This window comes from Lysinibacillus sp. FSL M8-0337 (assembly GCF_038593855.1).
GTDB lineage: Bacteria > Bacillota > Bacilli > Bacillales_A > Planococcaceae > Lysinibacillus > Lysinibacillus sphaericus_D.
The window spans coordinates 4,049,236-4,073,045 of sequence record NZ_CP151996.1 but is presented as its reverse complement, the minus strand read 5'-3'; the positions used below and the strand labels follow the sequence as shown (position 1 = coordinate 4,073,045).

Annotated in this window: 21 protein-coding genes and 2 riboswitches; of the genes, 18 read left to right on the top strand and 3 right to left on the bottom strand. The window is 37.1% G+C overall.

Annotated elements, in window-relative coordinates; translation table 11 throughout:
* The first annotated feature begins 87 nt into the window (after positions 1-87).
* The 9 genes from MKY08_RS19795 (at position 88) to MKY08_RS19755 (ending at position 9,965) form a co-directional block, all read left to right on the top strand.
* Positions 88-1,377 carry a glycoside hydrolase family 18 protein gene (locus MKY08_RS19795; protein ID WP_069511007.1) on the top strand — a complete coding sequence of 430 codons (1,290 nt, stop codon included), beginning with the start codon at positions 88-90 and terminating at the stop codon, positions 1,375-1,377.
* A gap of 125 nt (positions 1,378-1,502) precedes the next feature.
* Positions 1,503-3,731: a YcdB/YcdC domain-containing protein gene (locus MKY08_RS19790; protein ID WP_069510969.1), complete on the top strand. Its 2,229-nt coding sequence runs from the start codon at positions 1,503-1,505 to the stop codon at positions 3,729-3,731.
* Between the two features lie 133 nt (positions 3,732-3,864).
* Complete coding sequence (locus MKY08_RS19785; RefSeq protein ID WP_069510967.1) at positions 3,865-4,332, top strand: YusW family protein; 468 nt, start codon at positions 3,865-3,867, stop codon at positions 4,330-4,332.
* 193 nt (positions 4,333-4,525) lie between these two features.
* The gene (locus MKY08_RS19780) at positions 4,526-4,960 is read left to right on the top strand and encodes a MarR family transcriptional regulator (protein ID WP_069510965.1); all 435 of its coding nucleotides are present in this window, start codon (positions 4,526-4,528) and stop codon (positions 4,958-4,960) included.
* A 51-nt stretch (positions 4,961-5,011) separates the two neighbouring features.
* Positions 5,012-5,995, top strand: coding sequence for a ring-cleaving dioxygenase (locus MKY08_RS19775; RefSeq protein WP_069510962.1), 984 nt, complete (start codon positions 5,012-5,014; stop codon positions 5,993-5,995).
* Between the two features lie 108 nt (positions 5,996-6,103).
* Positions 6,104-6,721: a nitroreductase family protein gene (locus MKY08_RS19770; RefSeq protein ID WP_069510960.1), complete on the top strand. Its 618-nt coding sequence runs from the start codon at positions 6,104-6,106 to the stop codon at positions 6,719-6,721.
* Positions 6,722-6,784: 63 nt separating this feature from the next.
* Positions 6,785-7,327 carry an NADPH-dependent FMN reductase gene (locus tag MKY08_RS19765; protein ID WP_069510958.1) on the top strand — a complete coding sequence of 181 codons (543 nt, stop codon included), beginning with the start codon at positions 6,785-6,787 and terminating at the stop codon, positions 7,325-7,327.
* 574 nt (positions 7,328-7,901) lie between these two features.
* A complete protein-coding gene (locus MKY08_RS19760) occupies positions 7,902-9,266 on the top strand; it encodes a HAMP domain-containing sensor histidine kinase (protein WP_141705578.1) in 1,365 nt (454 codons plus the stop codon).
* 6 nt (positions 9,267-9,272) lie between these two features.
* Positions 9,273-9,965 (top strand): response regulator transcription factor, encoded by a 693-nt coding sequence (locus tag MKY08_RS19755; protein WP_069511340.1) that lies wholly within the window; start codon positions 9,273-9,275, stop codon positions 9,963-9,965.
* A gap of 318 nt (positions 9,966-10,283) precedes the next feature.
* On the opposite strand, the gene MKY08_RS19750 is transcribed toward MKY08_RS19755, so the two are convergent.
* On the bottom strand, positions 10,284-10,880 hold the full coding sequence (locus tag MKY08_RS19750) for a YdhK family protein (RefSeq protein ID WP_069511339.1): 597 nt from the start codon (positions 10,878-10,880) through the stop codon (positions 10,284-10,286).
* 151 nt (positions 10,881-11,031) lie between these two features.
* Positions 11,032-11,226, top strand: a riboswitch (cobalamin riboswitch).
* 147 nt (positions 11,227-11,373) lie between these two features.
* Here MKY08_RS19750 and MKY08_RS19745 point away from each other — a divergent pair.
* From MKY08_RS19745 to MKY08_RS19725, 5 genes are all read left to right on the top strand, one after another.
* A complete protein-coding gene (locus tag MKY08_RS19745) occupies positions 11,374-12,420 on the top strand; it encodes an iron chelate uptake ABC transporter family permease subunit (RefSeq protein WP_069511338.1) in 1,047 nt (348 codons plus the stop codon).
* Positions 12,421-12,425: 5 nt separating this feature from the next.
* Entirely contained in the window at positions 12,426-13,208 is a 783-nt protein-coding gene (locus tag MKY08_RS19740) for an ABC transporter ATP-binding protein (protein WP_069511336.1), read from the top strand.
* 167 nt (positions 13,209-13,375) lie between these two features.
* Positions 13,376-13,546: a hypothetical protein gene (locus MKY08_RS19735; protein WP_176723185.1), complete on the top strand. Its 171-nt coding sequence runs from the start codon at positions 13,376-13,378 to the stop codon at positions 13,544-13,546.
* A 117-nt stretch (positions 13,547-13,663) separates the two neighbouring features.
* Positions 13,664-14,785 (top strand): endonuclease Q family protein, encoded by a 1,122-nt coding sequence (locus MKY08_RS19730; RefSeq protein WP_256093175.1) that lies wholly within the window; start codon positions 13,664-13,666, stop codon positions 14,783-14,785.
* Between the two features lie 104 nt (positions 14,786-14,889).
* On the top strand, positions 14,890-16,509 hold the full coding sequence (locus MKY08_RS19725; protein ID WP_069511329.1) for an S-layer homology domain-containing protein: 1,620 nt from the start codon (positions 14,890-14,892) through the stop codon (positions 16,507-16,509).
* Between the two features lie 260 nt (positions 16,510-16,769).
* On the opposite strand, the gene MKY08_RS19720 is transcribed toward MKY08_RS19725, so the two are convergent.
* Positions 16,770-17,057, bottom strand: a complete 288-nt coding sequence (locus tag MKY08_RS19720; RefSeq protein WP_069511328.1) for a DUF2653 family protein — start codon at positions 17,055-17,057, stop codon at positions 16,770-16,772.
* Positions 17,045-17,521, bottom strand: a complete 477-nt coding sequence (locus MKY08_RS19715; RefSeq protein WP_069511327.1) for a hypothetical protein — start codon at positions 17,519-17,521, stop codon at positions 17,045-17,047. The genes MKY08_RS19720 and MKY08_RS19715 overlap by 13 nt, the downstream gene beginning before the upstream one ends.
* Positions 17,522-17,706: 185 nt before the next feature.
* Here MKY08_RS19715 and MKY08_RS19710 point away from each other — a divergent pair, with 185 nt between their 5' ends.
* From MKY08_RS19710 to MKY08_RS19695, 4 genes are all read left to right on the top strand, one after another.
* Positions 17,707-18,720: a YdcF family protein gene (locus MKY08_RS19710; RefSeq protein WP_069511325.1), complete on the top strand. Its 1,014-nt coding sequence runs from the start codon at positions 17,707-17,709 to the stop codon at positions 18,718-18,720.
* A gap of 73 nt (positions 18,721-18,793) precedes the next feature.
* Complete coding sequence (locus MKY08_RS19705) at positions 18,794-20,080, top strand: tetratricopeptide repeat protein (protein WP_069511323.1); 1,287 nt, start codon at positions 18,794-18,796, stop codon at positions 20,078-20,080.
* 674 nt (positions 20,081-20,754) lie between these two features.
* Complete coding sequence (locus MKY08_RS19700; RefSeq protein ID WP_069511317.1) at positions 20,755-22,044, top strand: globin-coupled sensor protein; 1,290 nt, start codon at positions 20,755-20,757, stop codon at positions 22,042-22,044.
* Positions 22,045-22,188: 144 nt separating this feature from the next.
* On the top strand, positions 22,189-23,577 hold the full coding sequence (locus tag MKY08_RS19695) for a protoporphyrinogen oxidase (RefSeq protein ID WP_069511313.1): 1,389 nt from the start codon (positions 22,189-22,191) through the stop codon (positions 23,575-23,577).
* 125 nt (positions 23,578-23,702) lie between these two features.
* Positions 23,703-23,802: riboswitch (SAM riboswitch) on the top strand.
* Positions 23,803-23,810 lie beyond the last annotated feature (8 nt).

Here is a 23,810-nt window from a genome sequence, read left to right as displayed (position 1 = left end):
CCTGACACTCTAAAATGACATGTTTTCTTGTTTTATATCATAAGCTTTATAGCTATGGTTTCATTACGTAAAAAGGAGGCAAATCGCATTCAAATACATGTTGTACGGGCAGGGGAGTCCTTATATGGCATTGCACAGGCATATGGTACAACTGTTCAAAGTATAGTAGATGCCAACCAAATTCCAGATCCCAATCGATTAGTTGTTGGGCAAGCGCTCGTCATTCCAATCGTAGGTAGCTTTTATTATGTACAGCCTGGGGATAGCTTATGGTCGATAGGGCAACGCTTTGGCATCAATTATTTAACACTTGCTCAGGTCAATGGTATTCATCCCAACCAAATTTTATCAGTTGGTTTGCGTCTTTATATTCCGCCAGCACCGAAAACAAAAGCAGAGACATTGGCATATTTAGAGCCAAGAGGAACAGCGGTAAGTGAGGCGCTATTAAGCCAAGCAAGAGAAGCATCGCCATATTTAACGTATCTTGCATTATTTAGCTATGAGGTACAGAGGGACGGAACACTAAAGAAACCACCGATAAATGGTGTGACTGAAATTGCAAATGATACAGGTGCAGCTCTGGCTATGGTTGTATCTAACTTAGAGAACTTTCAATTTAGCGGAGACCTAGCAAGGGATATTTTCCAAAGTACCGCTGTGCAAGATGTACTTTTTGACAACATTCTTAATGAAGCGAAGCGCGTAGGAAGCATTAAAGATATACATTTTGATTTTGAGAACTTACCAGCCGATCAACGAGAAGCGTATAACAATTTTTTAAGACGAGCAGTCAAGCAGTTCCATGCCGAGGGATATACGGTGTCGACAGCGCTAGCCCCGAAAACAAGTGCTAATCAGCGAGGTCCTTGGATTGAGGCACATGATTACAAAGCGCATGGTGAGATTGTGGACTTTGTTTTGCTGATGACCTATGAGTGGGGCTATTCCGCTGGTCCTCCAATGGCTGTTTCACCAATTAGGGAAGTGGAAGCTGTTGTGAAGTATGCTGTATCGGAAATGCCAGCAAGTAAAATATTGCTCGGGCAAAACCTATATGGCTACGATTGGACATTGCCGTTTGTACAGGGTGGTCCGTATGCAGAGGCCGTCAGTCCGCAGAGGGCTATTGAGATTGCAAAAAAATATAATGCAGCGATTCAGTATGATTGGAATGCACAAGCACCTTTCTTTGACTATTACGACGAGCAAGGAAGAGCGCATGTAGTCTGGTTTGAAGATGCGCGATCGATTCAAGCAAAATTCAATTTAATTAAGCAGTACAAGCTTAGAGGTATAGGCTATTGGAAATTAGGGCTACCGTTCCCGCAAAATTGGCTATTGATAGGTTCGAATTTTGATGTGGTGAAAAAATGACAATGATAGGGATAAGGTTATACCTAATCTATTTCTCACCTAATTGGAAATAATCTGTAAATACTATTCCCTAATTTGGTAATATGATATATAATTATGGTAAATTGTAATTTAGGAGGGATATTTTGGGTAAATTTAAAAAGTTAGGAATTATCTTAACGTCTACTGCATTTTCTGTCGGAGTTCTTTCTCCAATGGCACAAGCTTCTGCTAATGTTAAGGATGCTCCAGAGAGAATTGAGATTCAAGTAGCCTCTACTGAAACAAAAGTAACAAAAAGCACACTTATTAAAAAATTACGTGAGCTTTTCCCAGAAAAGTTCAATTTTTTAACAGACAATGATTTTTATACTGGAAGTGGTCATTATTATAACGATGATAAAACTGTTCGTTATGAATTGAGCTTCCATAAAACGGTGAATGGTAAAGATATCTATGGTAGCATCACATTTAAGGGCGATAATTTAGAGCTAGAAAACTTCTATTACCAGCCAGCGAATGTTGCAGATGCGCTCTATCCTGCAAAATATTCAAAAGAAGATGCACAAAAAATTGCACAGGATTTCTTAAAGAAATTCCCGAATACAGCAAATTATAAGTTGCAAGAAGATGAATATGATTATCTTTACGGTTATAATTTCACTCGTCCATTATCAGAACCAATTACTTATTCCTATACGTATGCACCAACACAAAACGGTGTGGCAATTAGTGACCATTTCATTTCTATCGGCGTGCTTGCTAATGGAGAAGTTGTACAAGTATATCGCAATTCAGATGTATCTTCTAAAGCAACATTCGATAGCTTAGAAAAGAAAAAGAGTGAGCAAGATGTGCTTGCACAAATTCGTGAGAACTTTGCTGTTGAGCTACGTTATTATGTAGACTATAATTTCCAATCTGAAAAACGTAATGTCAAACTAGTGTATGTGCCAACATCAAGCTTCTCTGGTGTAAATGCATTAACTGGTCAATGGCAAACAGCGAATGGTTTCGTATCGCAAGCACCAAAAGCTAAGGGTGTTGAAAAGCTTTCTTCAGAACAACTTGCTCCGAGAAAAAGCGGCATGACAATTGAAGAAGTTGAGGAATTTGCAAAGTCCTTCTTAAAAGTGGACCCTGAAAAGGCGAAATTGCAAATTGAGATGATTGATGAAAGAGAAAATGAAAACGGTGACACACTCTACTCTGTAAACTATATGTATAATTATGATAGTGGTGGCACTGGTGCGTCACTTGAAATTAACAAAGCAACTGGTGAAATTACGCAATTCTATGACGTACGTAGAGACTTCATGGTATCAGATAAAAAAGCAGAAACAATTACTAAAGATGCTGCGATGGCAAAAGCAATCGACTACTTAAAAGAGTGGGCTCCGTCTTATATTCATAACTATGCAAAACCTTTAGATGATTTTGCTTATGATAGTTATGGCAAGCAATATAGCTTCTCTTTCCCACGCGTAGTCAATGGAATTGCTGTTGTTGGCGATGAAATTTATGTAAGCATCGGATCAGACGGTTCATTGCGCTCATTATCAATTAACCAACAAAAAATTGATAACTGGCCGGCTGTAAGTAAGGCTGTACCAGCAGATAAAGTGAAGGAAACATTTAGTAATGCATTAAAACTAAAACTACAGTATACAAAGCAAGATAAAGAGGATAATAATCACTATGATTTAGTGTATGCACCGACTTATGAAGGTAGCCTTTTCAATCAAATTGATGCAACTACTGGCAAATGGGTGAATAGTGTAGATGATTCAAATAGTAAACCTCAAATTTCACACCCAACGGCTGGACAGGAACTAAATTACTTATTAGCTCAAAATGTGTTGGAAGTAAAAGATCCAGCAAGCTTTAATGCTGATACATCTGTGACAAAAGGTGAGGCATTGAAAATTATGCTTAAATCATTAACATATGGATATTTCGAAACATATGGAAATGAAGATGAAGCGCCTCAATCCTTTAGTAATATTGATGCGAAACATCCGTTATACGGAGTGGTTGAGCAAGCTGTAAGATTGGGTGTATTACAACCAGCAAATGAATTTGCTGTCGATGCGAAATTGACTCGTCAGGAACTTGCTGAATGGTATATCCGAGTATTACGTTTAGAAAGTGCTGCTAAGCATAGCGATATTTATAAATTAAACTTCGCAGATGCAAGCACTATCGATCCAGCATATACAGGATATGTTGCATTAGCAAGCGCGATGGGGTTAATTGATGCACAACAAAATAACTTTAATGCCACTGCAGAAGTAAGTTATGCTGACTTAGCTGTGTCAACACTTCGCTTAGCTCGTGCTATTCATGAAAATAATGCTAGTCGTAATTTCTACTAGGACAATTTGAATGAATTCTTCCATCTGTTTAGGATGGAGGAAAAGGGTATCTCTTGACTTAAAGAGATACCTTTTTGCCGTTTAATTGGAGCGGTTTTAGGGAAGAATACATGCAAGAAAAGGAGTGAAAATAATGCGAATTTATAAAAACTTATTAGTATTCTCATTAGCGACAGGTTTACTTTATGGTTGTAATAAAGATGAGGTAAAAGACGTACCTGCAAATGCTCCAACTGAGCAAAATACAAATCAACAAGCTGGCGAAAATGTCACTGACCAAGTACCTTTTAACTTTTTGGAATTTGCATTGGATGTCGATTATTCGCCAACAGAATCTTATGAAATTGAATATGAAAATAAGAAGACCGGTTTAGAGGTTAAATTAAAAGATGATCGCAACAATGAAAGAATACAAGGTGATGAGGCTTATACGAAGGTCGAACCATTATTGAAGCAGCTAACGTTTGATTCAACAACACCGAATGATGAAGTAATTGAGCAGGTTATTAAAGTATTTAATATTAAAGATGATTACCAATCCATTGAGGTAGAAGTGGAATTTGCGGATGGAACAGAAAAAGAGTTTAAACGATTGAAGTAATAGACGTGCCTTATACGGTAATATGTATAGGGCATTTTCTATGTTTTGCAACGCCTTTTATACTCAATTGGAGTCCAGTGTAAATGCCACAGGAAGAATTTTAGACAAAAGGATTGCTGTCAGGATATTTTTATGATATTATTATCTCGAATTAAAGATATTTAATTTCGAGGTAATTAGGAGCGTGCATCTTATGAAGGAAGAAAATCGGTATTTAAAAGCTTTTACGATTATGTTCCGCGCTTATCAATCTGTTCAGGATGCAACCAAAAAAGATTTGCTTCAGTACGATTTAAACCAAACGGAATTTGGGGTACTAGATTTTTTATATCATAATGGCGAACAGCCTATTCAAGTAATTGGTAAGAAAATTTTAGTTGCAAGTAGTAGTATTACGTATGTGATTGATAAGCTGGAGCAAAAAGATTTTGTTTGTCGACGAGCTTGTGCTAATGACCGACGTGTCACGTATGCAGTGTTAACAGATGAGGGACAGGTTTTAATGGATAGAATTTTCCCGCTCCATGAACAGAAGATAAATGAAATTTTTCAAGTATTGGACCAGCAGGAGTTGGAAATAATGAATATGGCTTTAAAAAAGGTCGGTCTTAATGCTATTAATAAATAAAATTTTTTACACATATATCTCGATTTCGAGATAAATAGGAGGCTTTTAATTATGAATCATTTAAAAGGGATTCACCATGTAACAGCGATAACAAGTAGTGCTGAAGAAAATTATAAATTTTTCACGTATGTACTAGGAATGCGTCTAGTAAAAAAAACAGTCAATCAAGACGATATACAAACATATCACCTATTTTTTGCAGATGATAAGGGTAGTGCAGGTACAGATATGACATTCTTTGACTTCCCGAACATACCAAAAGGTGTACATGGAACAAATGAAATTTCCAAAACATCATTTCGAGTACCAACGGATGCAGCATTAGTTTATTGGGTAAAGCGATTTGATCGCTTAAATATCAAACATACAGGCATTAAAGAACAGTTTGGTAAGCAGACCGTATCGTTTGTTGATTTTGACGATCAACAGTATCAACTTATATCTGATGAAAACAACGAAGGCGTTGCCGCAGGTACACCTTGGCAAGATGGTCCTATCCCCCTTGAATATGCTATTACTGGATTAGGGCCAATATTTGTGCGTGTTGCGAATTTTACTTATTTTAAAGAAATGTTAGAAAAAGTAATGCTCTTCACAGAAATAGCAGCAGAAGGAGACTTCCACTTATTTGAGGTAGGAGAGGGAGGGAACGGTGCACAAATTATTGTAGAATATAACACAATCTTACCAGTAGCCCGTCAAGGGTTTGGTACAGTGCACCATGCAGCATTCCGTGTAGCAGATCGAGCTGTTCTAGATGAATGGACAGAACGTTTAGAAGGCTTTGGCTTTAATACGTCTGGTTACGTTAACCGTCATTTCTTTGAATCGCTCTATGCACGTGTAGCACCTCAAATTTTATTTGAATGGGCGACAGATGGACCTGGCTTTATGGGAGATGAACCTTATGAAACATTGGGTGAAAAATTATCATTACCACCTTTCCTAGAGCCTAAGCGTGCACAAATAGAAGAACTTGTTCGACCAATTGATACTGTTAGAAGTACGATACCATTCGAGAAAGAATATGAATAATAACTTTCCTCTGTGCATTAAGCAATTGGAAAGTAAATGCTAGTCAGGTCTTGATTATGAATGTACACAGTACTACCGAAGCAAAATGAATGACTGGAGGACGTCAGAATGGAGTTTACAAAGTTAATAGATAAACGTCGATCGGCAAATAATTTTATAGAGGGAATTACAATGACGGAGGAGGATATCCGTCCCATTTTAGAAGATGTAAAGCTTGCACCTTCAGCATTCAACTTGCAACACGCGGAATATATTGTTGTGTTAAATCAAGAATTAAAAGAAAAAGTACGTGAGGCTGCATATGGGCAATATAAAGTACATTCAGCGTCCGGTGTGATTTTAGTATTAGGAGATAGAGAAGCTTACAAGCAAACGGCTCATATTAGTCAAGGTATGGTTGATTTAGGTATTATTACAAACTGTGAGCTTGACAATCTTATAGACGATAATACGAAATTTTACGAAGAACGTGGCGAAGCGTTTATGAAGGAGGATGCCATTCGTAATGCATCACTTTCGGCTATGCTCTTTATGTTAGCAGCTAAAAATCGCGGCTGGGATACATGTCCGATGATTGGCTTCGATCAACAACAAATGCGTGCACTATTCAATGTGCCAGCAACACATGAAATTGTACTGATGATGACAATCGGTAAGGAAAAGGAAAGCAGTCAGAGTTTAAGAGGGTATCGTAAACCAGTTGAAGAGTTTACTACTTATTATTAGTGCAGTATAAAATATAAATGCTTAACCAATATTAAAAACAGTAACCATTTAGGAGGAAATATCGTGAAAGTAGTAGCAATCGTAGGTAGTATCCGTAAAGAATCTTATAATATGCAATTAGCAAAGTTTATACAAAAACGTTATACAGAAAAGTTTGAACTAGAAGTATTAAGCTTACGAGATTTACCAATGTACGATCAAGATATTGAAAATGAAGCACCACAAACGGTCTTGGATTTCAAAGCCAAAGTAAAAGCGGCAGACGCGGTACTGTGGATCACACCAGAATATAACGGAACGGTGCCAGGGGTTATGGTAAACGCGATAGATTGGCTATCACGTGTGGATAAAGTAATGATTGGCAAACCTTCCTTTATGATGGGTGCATCTATGGGGAACTTAGGAACGGTTAAAGCACAATTACATTTACGAGATATTTTATTCTCTCCTGGCATTAATTCACCATTATTAAGTGGTAATGATGTTTATATTGGCGCTGTTCATACAAAATTTGATACAGAAGGTAATTTAACAGATGAAGGAACTGTGAAATTCCTTGATTCAGTATTTGAAAACTTTTTAAATTGGGTTAAAAATTATATTTAATAAAAAAGAATGCGGCTGGGACAAAAGAGAAGAAGTGTTAGATTGATTGCCATCAATCTAACACTTTTTGCTATGCCGTTGTTGTCCGCTACGGCGGTGCTTTCCGCTCAGCACAGTAAGCCGCAACCCTCGCTAACGCGCGGAATGCCAGCGTCTAACATTATGTGCTGTTCTGAGCTGGAGTCACCGCCTTCGCTACCAACAACTAGTGAACACTTCTAATTTTTTTAATTGCAAAAGCAAGAATAGCTAAGGTCTCCATATAGCAAAAAATTATGAACACCTTTCGTCTGTTTCTTAAATTTTTTTAGTTATGTCCAGCCCCATTCTTTTTTAGGGTTGTTGGCATTGTACAGGCTCTAAAGTGTCATGCTTTTCCAGCAGGAGTCGAGCAAAACGTACCTCCTATATATTTCTAATATATGGCTCATTCTTATTTGCATTAGGTACTACATAGGGTGAAAAATCAATGAGCATGTAGTTTTTATTTTATACTATTTAATAGAAGTATCTTTCTTCTGCATAAAATCTTCACATTTACACGTTATCATTTTGAACTATAGGTGGTTAAAGGATGAAAAAACTTTCACTAAAGCTTGGTACTATCTTTTTTATCACATTATTTTGCATAGAAACGTTTATGATGTTATTTTTGCATCTTTCTTTGACGAATTCGAGAGTTGATGAAGAATTAACAAACTTGCAGACAACGGGTAATTCGCATCGAAAGATATTGGAGCAAAATTTCGAAAAGGAAACGTTATCACATATATTATTAATGGAATCCCGAGATAATACAGACGTTGTCATAACAGATCGTGCTGGCAAAATTTTAGCTACTTCTTCGCAACACCTTGATATAAAAGCATATTTACAGAAGCTTGGAGCAAGCGTACCTTATGATGGTCGGGTGCTAGAGAACAATTGGCAAGATGAAAAGTATATAGCGACCGTTAGTCCAATTCAAAAACAGCAAAAGACCATTGGCTATGTTTTTATGTTCCAAAATACAGATTCTATCCATGCCTTAATGGAGCGATTAAATAAACACTTTCTAATTGTTGGGCTTGTGTCGGGATTGGTGACCATTGTAGTGATTATTGTGTTATCTAGAAAGCTAGCTCGTCCATTAATTGAAATGAAAGAAGCAACATTAAAAATGAGTAATGGGGATTTTACAGTAGACCTTTCAACAAATGGTCAAGATGAATTAAGTGATCTTGCGAATGCTATTCAACTTTTATCTGATGACTTAAATCATTTACGAGAGGAAAGGAAGGAATTTTTATCGAGTATTGCTCATGAGCTGCGAACACCGATTACGTTTATAAAAGGTTATACAGATATTCTTTATAAACGAGATTTATCGGAACGAGATCGTCAAAAGTATTTACGTATTATTATTGAGGAAACGAATCGATTATCACGGTTAATAAAAGAATTATTTGATTTAGCAAAAATGGATGAAAACGCATTTGTTATAAACAAAGAATGTCTTCATCTGGATGACTTTGTGGCAAGTATTGAGGCAAAGTTAAGACCTGCTTTTCATGAAAAACACATTGACCTTTTTGTGCAATGTGAAGCGGGCCTAACTTTATTGGCTGATACAATAAGATTGGAGCAAATTATTTTGAATTTGTTAAATAATGCGCTGACTTATTGTTCCTCAGGCGATTCGACTTTCTTACAAGTGGAAAGAAACAATCATTGCGTATCAATCATTATAAAAGATACCGGAAAAGGAATTCCACAGAAGGATTTACCTTATATTTTTGAACGTTTTTATAGGGTAGATAAATCTCGTACGCGTGCCAATGGCGGTTTAGGATTAGGACTTGCCATTGTAAAGGAGCTCGTTCAAGCACATGGAGGGGAAATTACCGTTGTTAGTGAGGAAAACAAAGGGACTACTTTTAAATTATTGTTTAAGGAGTAGGAACAAATGAAAACATTATTATTAATTGACGATGAACCAAGGATGTTAGAGTTACTGACCCTGTATCTTGAACCTTCTTTTCATTGCATTGCTAGGTCGTCTGTGAGAGATGCTTTAGAATATTTAGAAGAACATCATATCGATTTAGTGCTGTTAGACATAATGATGCCTGATATGGATGGCTGGCAAGTATGCCAGGAAATAAGGAAGTTTTGGGACGTGCCGGTGATTATGCTTACGGCAAAAGGGGAACAGGCTGATATTATAAAAGGGTTAAATCTTGGAGCTGACGACTATATTTTAAAGCCTTTCGATGAGGAAGAATTGTTAGCGCGTATACAGGCTGTTTTAAGAAGAACAAAGGCTGAAGAAATCGTTATTAATTTCGAAGGGCTACGCTTAAATAAAGAATCCTTTGAGTTATCTTTTCACCAAGAGATGATTTCTTTAACGCCAAAAGAATTTTCGATGTTAGCCTTATTTCTTGATTATCAAAATAAAGTTTTCTCAAGAGAACATTTAATCAACACTGTATGGGGATATAATGTAGCAATTGAAGACCGAACGATTGATTCACATGTCCGCAATTTACGGGATAAGCTTCGAAAAAGTGGCTTTCCAGTGGATGATTATTTACAGACAGTGTGGGGAATCGGCTATAAATGGCATAAAAGCGGTGACAAAAAGGTTTTAGAATGAGGCTGGGACATAACTAAAAAAATTTAAGGAACAGAGGAAAGGTGTTCATAAATTTTTGCTATATGGAGAACTTATCTTTTCTTGCTTTTGCAATAAATAAAAAATTAGAAGTGTTCACTAGTTGTTGGTAGCGGAAGCGGTGACTCCTGCTCAGAACAGCACACAATGTAAGACGTAACAGACCGCGCGTTAGCGAGGGTTGCGGCTTACGGTGTGCCCGCGGAAAGCACCGCCGTAGCGGACAACAACGGCGTAGCAAAAAAGGTGTTAGATTGACTGCCATCAATCTAACACCTTTTCTCTTTTGTCCCAACCTCATTATTTTGTCGCTAGCTCGCTATCAGTCACCCATTTATGATTTTTCATTTCTTCACCAGTAGTTGTTAAAGCAAAATCGACCATATAGACAGTAGTTTGTACGGCATCATCAATGCGTACAGTCGCATTTTCCATGCCTGTCATATGGGTAGCATCAGTTTTTACTTCTGTTCCTGGTGATAAAGGTGCTTCACCTGGGTCGATTAATTCCTCATGAATCACCCATTTATGATTTTCAATTGTCTTACCACCAGTAGTAGGCTCAAATGAAATAATATATGCTGTCGTATCGTAAGCGCCGACAATTGTCGCTTCGGCTCCTGTCATTCCTGACATATGGCCATCTGTAAGAATAGCCTTACTGCCGACAGGGAATTTTGGATTTTCGGCTGTTTTTAAAGTGGCTGGAACTTCACCAGAGCTTGAATGATTCATCATGGAATGATCCATTTCATCCCCATGATCCATCTCTTCGCCGTGGTCTGTTTTGTCGCTATGAGCAGATTCTGATTTCGCTGTATTATCAGCACAAGCTGAAAGTATTAGTAAAGCAATTGCTGCCACTATCATTAGGAGCCGATTTTTATTTACCACCATATGAATTTCCTCCTTCGATTTGATGTGTCTTTAATGTAACAAGTAAATGTGCAGAAATAATGGATTTAGTTTGAAAAGAGGAAAGTTAGATTCCTAAATGAAGGAAATAATAGACTACGATAATGATGTATGATAGAATCGTCATAATTTTAAAATTTCAGATACTAATGGTGTGACGCTTGTAAATACGAGCATCACTTAAAAGGGAAGTCGGTGTAAATCCGACGCTGTCCCGCAACTGTAACGAGGAGTTCTATGATATTGTAGCCACTGTTTTTAAATGGGAAGGCAATCGTAGATACGATGAATCGAAGCCAGGAGACCTGCCAGTTAGTTCATACCTGTAATGCCCACGAGGATGCAAGCAATTACGGACAATTGATGGATATTTCTCCTAATTTGTTTAGCTAAGGGTATTTCTATGCATGTATGCGTAGAATGCCCTTTTTTATTGCTTCGTCTTTATCATGATTGATAAGGAGTTCATAACCAAATGAATAAAAAATTTATGTTATTTTCTTTGACCCTTTTTCTAGCGCTTATTGCGTCTATGACAGTGGCCATTATGATTGGGTCTGTGTCAGTTACGCCGTTACATGTATGGAAGGTAATTCTTTCAAAAATGCCATTTTTTTCTAGTTCTGTAGAGGCGGATTGGAGTCGCTCGCAAGAGATTATTATATGGCAAATCCGTGTTCCTCGCGTTATCCTAGCGGCTGTTGTTGGTGCAGGCTTAGCGGTTGCTGGTGCTGCTGTTCAAGCACTAGTCCGTAATTCGATAGCCGATCCGTATATTTTAGGTATTTCTTCGGGAGCAACAGTGGGCGCAACGGCTGTCATTATTTTAGGGGCGTTTTCATTTTTAGGCATCTACGCCCTTTCAGTCTCAGCTTTTTTAGGTTCTTTTATGGCAATTGTCTTGGTATTTTTGTTGTCGCGTGTAGGAGGCCGTATTTCGATTTTTCGCCTTTTACTAGCGGGGATGGCGGTGTCCTTTATCTTATCCGCTACTTCGAATTTTATGTTAATGATGTCTAAGGAAGAAGGCGGTATGAAGGCCGTTATGTATTGGATGTTAGGCAGTCTCGCAGGAGCAAAATGGAGTAATTTATTAATTCCAGTCATTGTCTTTTTTAGCGTATTTGGGTTGTTGTGGCTATACTATCGAAATCTGAATTTATTACTACTTGGGGAAGAAGCGGCCGTCACGTTAGGGGTGAATCTTCAACAGTTTCGCATACAGCTAATAGTACTCGTATCTTTACTGACAGGTGTGCTCGTTGCAGTAAGTGGTTCCATCGGGTTTGTTGGTTTAATTATTCCGCATATCGTACGCTTGCTAGTTGGCTCTAATTATAAACATGTTATCCCCATAAGTGCATTGTTAGGGGGGATTTTTCTAGTTTGGGCTGATGCGTTAGCGCGTGTATTGATAGCCCCAGAAGAAATGCCGATTGGTATTATTACTGCTTTTTGTGGAGGACCATTTTTAATTTGGCTATTACGTCGAAACAATTATTCATTTGGTGAAGGAGATTAAAGGTTATGACATTAGAAGCAAAGGATGTATCATTCTCCATTCATGATCAATGCATATTAGAGAAAGTAAGTATACAAATAAAAGATAAGCAGTTTGTTGGGTTAATTGGTCCTAATGGAAGTGGAAAGTCTACATTGCTAAAAAATATGTATCGTTTATTAAAGCCAGAAAACGGTACAGTGCTATTAAATGAGCAAGATATTTTTAAGCAATCGAGTAAAGTCATTGCAAAGAAATTAGCAGTTGTCAGTCAAGAAACGCCTGTGTTGTTCGACTTTTTAGTAAAAGATTTAGTGAGTATGGGAAGAACGCCGCATAAAAAGCTTTTTGAGCTGGACAATAAGGATGACTTTAATATTGTAAAAGAAGCCTTGTCTCAAACAGGTATTGCCCATTTAGAAACACGTAGTTTTAGTTCCCTTTCTGGAGGGGAAAAAAAGAGAGTAATGGTTGCGCGTGCACTTGCACAGCAAGCACAGATACTTATTTTAGATGAGCCGACAAATCATTTAGATATCCAGCATCAATTACAACTAATGGATTTAATTCAAACACTGCATTTGACGGTTGTCGCCGCCTTACATGATTTAAATATGGCAGCAATGTACTGCGACTACATTTATGTTTTACAACAAGGACGTATCGTTCAATATGGTACGCCAGAAGAAGTGTTAACGCCTAAGCTACTGCGTGATGTTTTTGGAGTATGCGCTGATATTCGAACACACCCACTAACAGGCAAACCCTATTTAACCTATTTAAGTGCCAGTCACTCAAACAATTTTTGAACAATTTCCACGTAGCATAAGGGTACGAAGACTGTGGACTTTTCCGCTGTAGAATGCTTTTTTAGTATGTACATACTAGGCAATATAATTAAAGGAATTACCAATGGTCGTTTGTATAGTTGTGAGATATTCGGGGAACGTTATTTTTGAAAGGATGCGTGATGAATATGGAAGAAGTAAAATTTGCACAATTAGATCACACACAGCTTGAAAAAATTAATGAACTCGAAAAGAAAATTGGCGTTACATTAGTTGCTTATGATGCAGCGGCAATGCCAAACCAAGGTTCAGGTTCGTACGAGACTGATAAAGGCGCACATCAAAACCATCCATCCTAATGCATGAAAATGCCTTGCAGCAATGTAAGGTTTTTTCATTTTATAATAAAACAAAAGGAGATGTGTACATTGTTTCATGACTATTATGCAGATTTACATATTCATATTGGACGAACAATGAGTGGGCGCGCAGTGAAAATTACTGGGAGTAAAACGTTAACATTAGCACGGATTTTAGAGATGGCTAGCGCCAAAAAAGGGCTTGATATTATCGGCATTATTGATTGTCATTCACCAGAAGTCATTGCTGAAATGAATATAATGTTACAACAAGGCGAACTAAAGGAGTTATCGCAAGGTGGACTCCGGTTTCAAGGAACAACGCTTATTCCAGGTTCTGAAATCGAAATATATGATAGCTCCTGCTATGGACCAATTCATGTGCTAGCTTATTTCCCTACTATTCAAGTGATGGAGAATTTTTCGAATTGGATGAGCCAGTATATGAAAAATATTCATTTAAGTTCACAACGTATTTATTGTGAAGGTCGAGCTGTACAACAAAAAGTGCGGGAATTAGGAGGCCTTTTTATTCCAGCACATGTTTTTACGCCATTTAAAAGTTTATTTGGAAAAGGTGTTCATGTAAGCTTAACAGAAGTATTCAATCCACAGCTTATAGATGCTATAGAGCTTGGTTTAAGTTCTGATACTAATATGGTCAAAAACATAAAAGAACTTCAAGCCTATACATTTGTTACAAACTCTGATGCACATTCGCTTGGGAAAATGGCTCGTGAATATCAAAAACTAAAATTAATGGCGGCTAATTTTAGCGAATTAAAGATGGCGCTCCATGAACAGGACGGGCGGGCAGTAGTGGCGAATTATGGGTTAAATCCATTGCTCGGCAAATATTATCAAACTGTTTGTGCTAATTGTGGTAAACAGTTAAGTGCAGATGATACCCTTTGTCCATCCTGTGCAAGTACGAAAATTATTAAAGGTGTTGCGACACGTATTAAGGAACTATCAGAGCCGTATGTTGATGAACGTGAGAGACCACCTTACATCCATCAAGTTCCACTCGATTTTATACCAGGTTTAGGTCCGAAAATGATGGAAAGACTATTACATGCATTTGGGACTGAAATGACTATTTTACACCGTATCACGACCGAGCAACTCGAGGAAATTGTGCCACATAAAATAGCTACAATGATTGATTTAGCGAGAACGGGACAATTACATATCGAGGTTGGTGGTGGAGGTGTCTATGGAAAGGTACAGCATAAATAGAGCAGGAAAAGAATGCAAGCCAAAGTATTTACAATATAATGCACCCACTTTTATCCTTAATCTAGTAAACTAGTAATTAGTAGATGAGCAGGAGGAGTGGGTATATGCAATTTTCAAAAAAATTTCGTTTTTTAGCTGCTAGCATGCTAGCTTTACAATTAACAATACCTGTAGGTGCGAATGCGGAAAATAAAGAAGATCACATAGCGCCAAGCTGGGTTGTACAGGCTGATTACATAGCGTTAGGTGATTCATTAGCACATGGTATGAATGAAGTAGGCGTCATTGGCTTAGGCTATACAGATTTTGTAGCACAAGCATTACAACAAGAAGGTTTACTTACATCCTATAATAAAGGGTTTGCCTATTCAGGGTATACAACTAAAAATGTGTTAGCAGACTTACAAAATGATGTAGAAAAACCAGTGACGGGATTTGGTTATACAAACGACCGTGCAAAGCTTAGAACTTCAATTCAAGAAGCAGAGCTGATTACGTTAACTGCTGGTGCTAATGATTTATTGCCAATTTTAAAACAATCGTCAACAACTGGTATTGATACAGCCGCCATTATAAAGGTATCCCAAGAAGCTATAAATAATATAGGGGCAATAATCAATGAAATAAAAAAGTTAAATCCACAGGTACAAATTTATGTGATGGGCTATTATAATTCTTTCCCTTATTATAGCGAAGACTTGCAAACACAGTTTAAAATGCTTTTAGGTATCATGAATGCCTCTATTAAAACAACTGCTGAAAAAGCAGGGGCAATATTTGTGCCAACATATGACGTAGTAGCGAAAGATGTACCTAACTTTTTGCCAAATCCAGAAAACATTCATTTAAGTGAAGCAGGTTATTTAGCGGTAGCAAAGCAGGCATTTTTACCAGCTATAAAAGCAAGTGCACTATGGGATGCATCTTCAGCAATCCAAGTCAATGTCAATAGTAGTACAGCGGCGACTGTAAAATGGCTGGCGGCGACTGATAATGAAGGTGTTACGAACTATCATGTGTATTTGAATAATAAGCTCTATTCTACGGTCGATGCCAATCAAACTGCTATCACACTTGATAGTTTAGCAGAAAATACTGCATATACTGTTGCTATAAAAGCGTTAGATGCGGCTGGTAATGAAAGTGTTCAAAGTCCAACAGCAAGTTTTACAACAGGCAGTAAAGTCCAATTTTTAGATATAGAAAATCATTGGGCAAGGGAGTTCATTCACAAAGCGGCTGAAAGAGGCATTATGAAGGGCTATGTTGATGGTACTTTTAGACCTGAACAAAATATTACACGCGCTCAAGCAGCAGCCATGCTTGTTAGAAGCTTAGGTTTAACAACAACTAGCAAAGCGCCTTTCACAGATATAGCGAGCTATGATGCCGAAACGCAGTCAGAAATTGCCGCTGCTTATGCACATGGTCTTGTGAAGGGCATTGATGGCAAGTTTAATCCAAGCCAGCCTATTACGCGCGCGCAATTAGCATTAATGATGAATCGTGCTTATGAAAAACAGTTTAACCAAACATATGTGGTGAAAGATCAAACACCGTTTACCGATATAACTAGCTACAATGAGGAAACGAAAAATGCGATCACAATGCTGTATGAGCTTGGTATTGTTGCAGGAAGTGAAGGAAGATTTTCTCCTGAAGCCTCAACAAAGAGAAGCCATGCTGCTAAAATATTAGTGAACTTTAGTGAACGTTTGAAATAAACCTTATCAGGAACTTCTTGAAAGCGAATCTATCAGAGGTCATTACGGTTAAGCTAACTATTAAAAAAAGCCGTTCAATAAATCCATTAAGAAGATTTATTGAACGGCTATTTGTTTTCATAGTGAGTAGAGGTACTCTACTTCAATAAGTCAGGGATAAGTGTCAAATCAACGCTGAACTATGAGTGGTCTTTCACTAGATGGCACAGATTAATGCTTGCATAATCTGGACAAACTCAAAAGACCTAATGGTTTAGACACTATGATAGTTTGGCAATAATGCCTTCTTCATCATCTAATATAAGCTCAATACCAGTTGAGAAAGGATCGCCGTGTAGAACATCTTTAATCCATACACGTAATGCGCCAATCATAGCAGCGGTATTCAATACTTCGATTTGACCGTTTATTTCGACTTCCGCGCCGAAGCCAGTCTCATCTTCGTAAGTTAGCTCAACAAGTACGTCTTCAGGGCGAACATTTTTATGATAAGCCTGTGAAAGACAAATTGCATTAATAATATCTTGCTCGTTAATTATTTGTGCCATTGTGTAGCTTCCTGTTCTTTACGTTTTTTATCTTTAAACATATTGATAATTTTAACGACAAGCATCACAATTACAGCAATAGCAGCGATATTAATTAATAAGCCTAAAATATTACCAAGCATACCAAGACTACTAAATAGACTACCGAATAGTAAACCTGCTAAACCACCTAGCATTAAGCCCTTCATAAGGCCGCCGGAGAAAAAGCCACCTTTTTTTACAGTAGTTGAATCTGTTTTGTTTGTAGACGTCGTATTATTTTTATTTGTTGTAGCATTATTTTGGTCTTTAGAATTATCCTGAGATTTTTGGATATTTGAGCTATTGTTGTTGTTTGAGAAGCCTTTTTTACCTGACTTATATGATTTCGCTTCTGCAGTTGGTGTGTCTGATATTAATAGTGTTGCGCCAACTGATGCAAACATTAGTGTCGCTGCAAAAAGAGCAGCAAGAATTTTTTTCATTACTTACATTCCTCCAAAATCTTTTTTTGTTTTGTCATAAACTAGTTCTTAATAGTAATTTTACATGAACTATAGTGAAAAATAAAATATTCACTACCTGTCATTTAGGAAATTTGCAATATATGAACAAGTAGTGTCAGCATACTGCTGAATGGGAATAGAAAGGAAGGAAAGGAGTAAATGCAGTGCTTCCAACAATGACATTATTAATTTCTGTATTTTTAATGCTATTTATTACGGAAAAAAGGCGTTTTATTAACGCTGTCGTTCTAGGCTTAATAGGGTTGAATGTATTTGTAGGTATGACAACACATAATGATTTATTGATTAACGAACAAGGTATTGTGTCCAAAATGGGCATCATGACGTTGTTCGGTATTATACCAGGTATCATGTTATTACTATCCATTGCGATGTTTTTCAATAGTAAAATCTTGCTTGAAAAAGAAGGACGAAGATTTCGAAATTTACTATTAGCTGTGTTTGGATTGGCTTTCTTGGCAATGATGATTGGCTATGTTTTCGTATTCTTTACGAATATTGAAAATCCTCTTTGGCATATTCTTTTCTTTTATGCGTTTTTGATTTTTGCTTATCCGGTATTTTTATATACAAGTGTGATGGTTTACGCTATCATTTATCATTTTGCACCGATAACATATGAACCTGATTATATTCTTGTGCTGGGATCTGGCCTTATTGGTGATAAAGTTCCTCCTCTTTTAGCGAGCCGTTTAGATGAGGCAGCCAAGCAATATAAAAAATATGGAGAGCGACCTTTCATTATCGTCTCGGGTGGGCAAGGGCGTGATGAACAAGTTTCAGAAGCGTTGGCGATGGAAACATATATGATAGATAAACACCAAATACCGAATCGGAAAATATTGATGGAAGATCGGTCGACAAATACAGAGCAAAATATGGCTTTCTCTAAAGCAATCATGGATGCGCACGCACAAGGGAAAAAGTACCGTTCACTTTTTGTTACGAATAATTTTCATGTGTTTCGAGCAAGTATTTATGCAAGAAGGGCAAAGCTTGATGCACAAGGTGTAGGCTCTAAAACGGCTTTATATTATATACCTAACGCTTTTACTCGTGAATTTATCGGTTTGTTAGAAATGTATAAATGGGGACATATAACGCTCTTTTTCATCATTACGTTATTTGTAGGACTAATGTTAAGAGCATATGTGTAACCATTCTTGAACTGCCTTCCATATAATAATAGCAAGGCAGTTTATTTACATAGTGTGCAAGGGGGGAAATGAAATGTATGGGCAATTTTTAGCAAAGCAAAATAAGGAGCGAACGCAGTCCTTACAACAATTAACAAATATACAGAATACATGGTTTGCGCAAAACCTCACTTTACTCGTATTGGATGAAGTACAACTGACAACCTTGCAAAAGATGCTCTATCAAGTTATTCAGGGATTGCTAAGAAAAAAACAACAGCGACACTTACAAATTGTACATCCGGAGCAAACACAAACAGTGCAAGACAATGTACTAACGCTGCTAGCAGAATATGATGATGTATTGCGTGAGGCAATTCCACTTCCAATATATATTTTAATATGGCAAATTACTTCCTTAGAGAAGTTAGCTTATACAACGGAGGTTGTTGATGATGTCCTCGATGTACTGGAATGGTATTTTACACAACAGGACGAAGCAGTTGCTGTTTTTGAAGAAGAAGATTTAGACCATGAAGAAATCATTGATTTATACAAAGCTGCGATTGAAGAACAAGATGCAGATGCCCAATTTGAACTTGGAGAATATTATAGTGCAAATGAGGATACATTTTTCCAACCGAAAAAGTCGATGAAGTGGTTTGAATTAGCGGCAAAACAAGATAATGCCAATGCCCAATATGCTCTTGGTAACTATTATTTTGAAGGAATTTGTGTAGAAGAGAGTTATGATCGTGCCTTTAAGTTATACGAAGCTGCAGCGCAACAAGGGCATGCAGATGCGGCAAATAACTTAGCGGATATGTATTTTAATGGTGAGAGTGTACCCGAAAATATGTCACTTGCTAAACATTGGTTCGAGATTGCTGCCGCACTAGGGGTAGCAGAGGCAATGTTTACATTAGGTATTATGCACGAACAAGGATTAGGTGTTGTGATAGATGAAGAGAAAGCATTTGCCTTTTATAAAAATGCGGCTGAGGCAGGTTATGTTGAAGCGCAATACAGACTAGGTGGAATTTATTTAGAAGGTCACTTAGGGCAAGCTCGGGACATCAATCGTGGCTTATATTGGTTTGAAAGAGCTGCTGAACAATATCATGTAGATGCATTTTATGATTTGGGCTTTATTTGGAGCAAGGGTTTAACGGGGATTCGTAATATTGAAAAAGGGATTCATTGGTTCAAGCAAGCCGCACTCCAAGGAGACCCTGAAGCAAAATTGCAGCTTGGCCATATTTATAACAAAGGTGAGGGAATACCGCGTAATATAAAAGAGGCCAAAAAATGGTATGGACTTGCAGCAGAATCAGGTATAGAAGAGGCAACCGTTTTACTTGAAGAATTAGAAAAGCTTTAAATTTTAAATTTTATGATACTGAAATTTACCCGTAATGGTTAGCTATGAACTAGCCGTTGCGGTTTTTTATTGTAGTGGAAGGGCAAATAGCGATCATACATCTATACATAGAAAAATGATATGGGATAGAGTCTATTTTTACAGGGGGGCTATTAGTAAAATAGTTATTTTATGCTATTTATTAACAAAATTTACAATGGTTAATTTTATTCATTTTTAAATAAAAAAACAGGATAAAGGACTCTTAATAAATGGTCGAAGGGGAGATATTGAAATTACAGATACTTAATATTACATGTAGTGTTGCAGACGGAATACGTAAATTCTAATAAATACCGTAGAAATAGCTACTGAAAAAAATTGTGACAGCGTTTTAATGCAATTTAACAGATGAAAACCATTTAGTTTACGTTTAAATTGTATGTTATTAAATGGTAAAATATAGGATATAATAAATTGACAATTATATTAAAAATGTATAATGTATATGAGTGATTTTAATAATGAAAAATGATGAATTACTGATTATTATGATGTTATTTTGTTATATTATTTTCTTGTAAATTTATTAATAGTTGTGGTATCTTTTCATAGATTTGTCAATATATTTGGGTAAACGGAATGGGATTTTTGCTCAGCTTTTCAAAAGAACACGTAATGAAAGAGGGAAAAGTGTGATTTTTCAAAAACAGAAAAAGGCAATGACGTTAGATTTACAGCAATACTCGGTGACAATGGATGTTCCGAACTCTCGAACACTGGTTAAGCAAATTGAAATGCTAAATTTGACAATAGAAGATTTACAATATTTAAAAGCTTTTAAACCATTTGTTGAGGACAACATAAATCACATCGTTGACCGGTTTTATGAAATGATTGGAACTGAGCATAGTTTAGTAGATATTATTAATAAACATAGTTCTGTGGATAAATTGAAGGTCACATTGCGTCGTCATATTATTGAAATGTTTAACGGTACAATTGATGATGAATTTTATAAAAGACGAGTAAGTATTGCAAAAGTGCACGTACATATCGGACTGAGAACACAATGGTATATTTGTGCTTTCCAAGATTTAACCATGTCATTTATTGATTTAGTTGAAGAACATGTAGTGCATCCGAAAGACCAATTGAATACAATACGAGCAATTTCTAAAATTTCTAATTTCGAGCAACAACTTGTATTAGAAGCGTTTGAAAGTACAATTGAGCAACTGAAGGAAAACGTTGAACGTGAGAAAGAAGCGGTTGAAAAAAAAATTGTGGAATCGTCAGAAGGATTAGCGACCATTTCACAAGAAACAAATGCCTCTTTCCATCTATTAAATAATCAATCACATGAAATTAAGCAATTGGCGAAAAAATCGCTTCAGGTGAGTACGTTAGCAGAAAGTCAAGCAATAGAAGGTCGCGAATGCTTACAACATCAATCTCAAAATATGTGTAACATTATTCAATCAGTGGATGACATTACGGATAATATTAAACAATTGACGGATATGTCGAAAGAAATGGAAGCGATTATGAATGTTGTAACGAACATTGCCAATCAAACAAATCTGCTTGCTTTAAATGCGGCTATTGAAGCAGCCCGCGCTGGAGAGGCGGGGAAAGGCTTTAGTGTTGTTGCGGAGGAAGTACGTAAATTGTCTAGTCAAACAAAAGAATCTGTTACATCCGTTGCAAAATTATTAGAAAAAACAACAGAGCGAACGTCTAAACTGGCATATTCGCTTAGTAATATTCAGACAGAGGTTGCTTCAGGTGAGGAGAATATGGCTCAAACTGAAGGACAGTTTAACAAAATATTAGATGCGATGACAGAAGCTAAGTGTCAAAATGACCTTATGGAAAAAGAGGTTCAGGCCGTTGTTCAGGTCCTTCATGAGCTTGGGCAAGCATTTAATGAGGTAACAAATTCAGCTGACAAATTAGCAAATGTCGCACAAAACTTAAACTAGGTGTCAGGCACTCAAACAATTTGAAATTGTTTGAGTGCCTGACACTTTATAGTGTTGCTAAATTTGTAATGGGTTGAACGTAATTGTTTGTGAAAAAAGTTTATACTAATAAGGAGAGAAATAACGAATTAGGGGCGATACTTCATGAAAACAATAGTTGTATTAGGTGGCGGCATTACTGGTTTATGTACGATGCATTATTTACAGCGCCAAGTATTGCAGAAAAACATAGATGTCAAACTAGTGCTTGTTGAGAAAAATCCATACTTAGGCGGTAAGTTACATTCCGCTTATGAGCAAGGCTTCATTATGGAAACGGGTGCTGACTCAATTGTGGCTCGTCATAAAGGGGTCATGGAGCTGGTGCAGGAGCTTAATTTTGAACAGGAGCTAGTGTACAACGAAACAGGGATATCTTATATCTATACAAACGACGAATTACATGCAATACCCGCTGATTCAACATTCGGTATTCCAATGAGTTTAGCGTCTCTTGAAGCAAGTACGCTAGTATCAGAAGCTGGTAAACAAATAGCATTGCAAGATTTAACAATGCCGAATAAAAGCTTTACTAAGGACAGCTCAATCGGTGAGTTTTTAACATATTACTTAGGGGAAGAACTTGTACAAAATCAAATTGCACCAGTATTAGCTGGGGTATACTCGGGTGACCTCCATCAACTGTCGATAGCTTCTACCTTACCGTACATAATCGACTATAAAAATGAGTACGGTAGTATTATTAAAGGTTTTGAGGCAAATCGCGAACAATTCGTGAAAGCTTCCAACAAAAAGTTTATTTCGTTTAAACAGGGCTTATCGTCACTTATCAATCGTCTTGAAGAAACGTTAACAAATGTAGAAATTATTAAAGGCGTAGCAACAACCAATGTAAAAAAACAGGAAAAACATTATACAATCACATTAGCAGATGGGAGGAAGTTTGAGGCTGAGCACGTAGTATTAGCACTGCCAAATGAAGCCGTACAGAGCTTATTACAGGACCCATCTTTGAATCGCTATTTTAAAGAATTTACTACAGCCTCTGCCATCACCATATACTTAGGCTTTGATGTACCGGATGCAGTGCTACCAGCAGATGGGACAGGCTTTATTGTGTCACATAACTCGAATGTACAATGCAATGCCGCAACATGGACAAGCCGAAAATGGAAACATACATCTGCTAATAGTAAATTGCTTGTGCGCCTCTTTTATAAAAGCATTAACCCTGCATACGAAACATTACGTATGATGACAGATGAAGAATTGACAGCTGTAGCATTAGAGGATGTAAAGAAAAGCTTAGGCATTGATGAAAAACCAATGGTTGTAAATGTAGCCAAGTGGATCGATCAAATGCCAAAATACGATTTGGCACATCATGAGGCGTTGAAAGGCTTAACAGCGGAGCTTGCAGAACGGTATCCCAACTTATCGATAGCAGGTTGCTCATATTTCGGGGTAGGTATTGGTGCTTGTATTCAAAATGGTAAAAAAATAGGCGAAGCGCTTGCGGAAAAACTAGAATAACAGTGAAGTTAAAACTAAAATAATATTTTTTTCGGGAGAAATCTCCTTTGTTAAGTGAAATAGTCTTGACTCTATCGTCTGTAAACGATATGATTCTTTTAATTATTTGAAAAATTCATACTACATTCTTATCAAGAGAAGCAGAGGGACTGGCCCTATGAAGCTTCAGCAACCAACTTATGTCAGGTGCTAAATCCAGAAGACCTTTTTGGTCGAAGATGAGAAGGAACAAC

What these genes read in the sequence shown, in the direction of transcription:
- MKY08_RS19785 (WP_069510967.1), top strand. Translation starts at nt 3,865, where the DNA reads ATGCGAATTTATAAAAACTTATTAGTATTCTCATTAGCGACAGGTTTA.
- MKY08_RS19780 (WP_069510965.1), top strand. Translation starts at nt 4,526, where the DNA reads ATGAAGGAAGAAAATCGGTATTTAAAAGCTTTTACGATTATGTTCCGC.
- MKY08_RS19775 (WP_069510962.1), top strand. Translation starts at nt 5,012, where the DNA reads ATGAATCATTTAAAAGGGATTCACCATGTAACAGCGATAACAAGTAGT.
- MKY08_RS19770 (WP_069510960.1), top strand. Translation starts at nt 6,104, where the DNA reads ATGGAGTTTACAAAGTTAATAGATAAACGTCGATCGGCAAATAATTTT.
- MKY08_RS19760 (WP_141705578.1), top strand. Translation starts at nt 7,902, where the DNA reads ATGAAAAAACTTTCACTAAAGCTTGGTACTATCTTTTTTATCACATTA.
- MKY08_RS19755 (WP_069511340.1), top strand. Translation starts at nt 9,273, where the DNA reads ATGAAAACATTATTATTAATTGACGATGAACCAAGGATGTTAGAGTTA.
- MKY08_RS19750 (WP_069511339.1), bottom strand. Translation starts at nt 10,880, where the DNA reads ATGGTGGTAAATAAAAATCGGCTCCTAATGATAGTGGCAGCAATTGCT.
- MKY08_RS19745 (WP_069511338.1), top strand. Translation starts at nt 11,374, where the DNA reads ATGAATAAAAAATTTATGTTATTTTCTTTGACCCTTTTTCTAGCGCTT.
- MKY08_RS19740 (WP_069511336.1), top strand. Translation starts at nt 12,426, where the DNA reads ATGACATTAGAAGCAAAGGATGTATCATTCTCCATTCATGATCAATGC.
- MKY08_RS19735 (WP_176723185.1), top strand. Translation starts at nt 13,376, where the DNA reads ATGGAAGAAGTAAAATTTGCACAATTAGATCACACACAGCTTGAAAAA.
- MKY08_RS19730 (WP_256093175.1), top strand. Translation starts at nt 13,664, where the DNA reads ATGAGTGGGCGCGCAGTGAAAATTACTGGGAGTAAAACGTTAACATTA.
- MKY08_RS19725 (WP_069511329.1), top strand. Translation starts at nt 14,890, where the DNA reads ATGCAATTTTCAAAAAAATTTCGTTTTTTAGCTGCTAGCATGCTAGCT.
- MKY08_RS19720 (WP_069511328.1), bottom strand. Translation starts at nt 17,057, where the DNA reads ATGGCACAAATAATTAACGAGCAAGATATTATTAATGCAATTTGTCTT.
- MKY08_RS19715 (WP_069511327.1), bottom strand. Translation starts at nt 17,521, where the DNA reads ATGAAAAAAATTCTTGCTGCTCTTTTTGCAGCGACACTAATGTTTGCA.
- MKY08_RS19705 (WP_069511323.1), top strand. Translation starts at nt 18,794, where the DNA reads ATGTATGGGCAATTTTTAGCAAAGCAAAATAAGGAGCGAACGCAGTCC.
- MKY08_RS19695 (WP_069511313.1), top strand. Translation starts at nt 22,189, where the DNA reads ATGAAAACAATAGTTGTATTAGGTGGCGGCATTACTGGTTTATGTACG.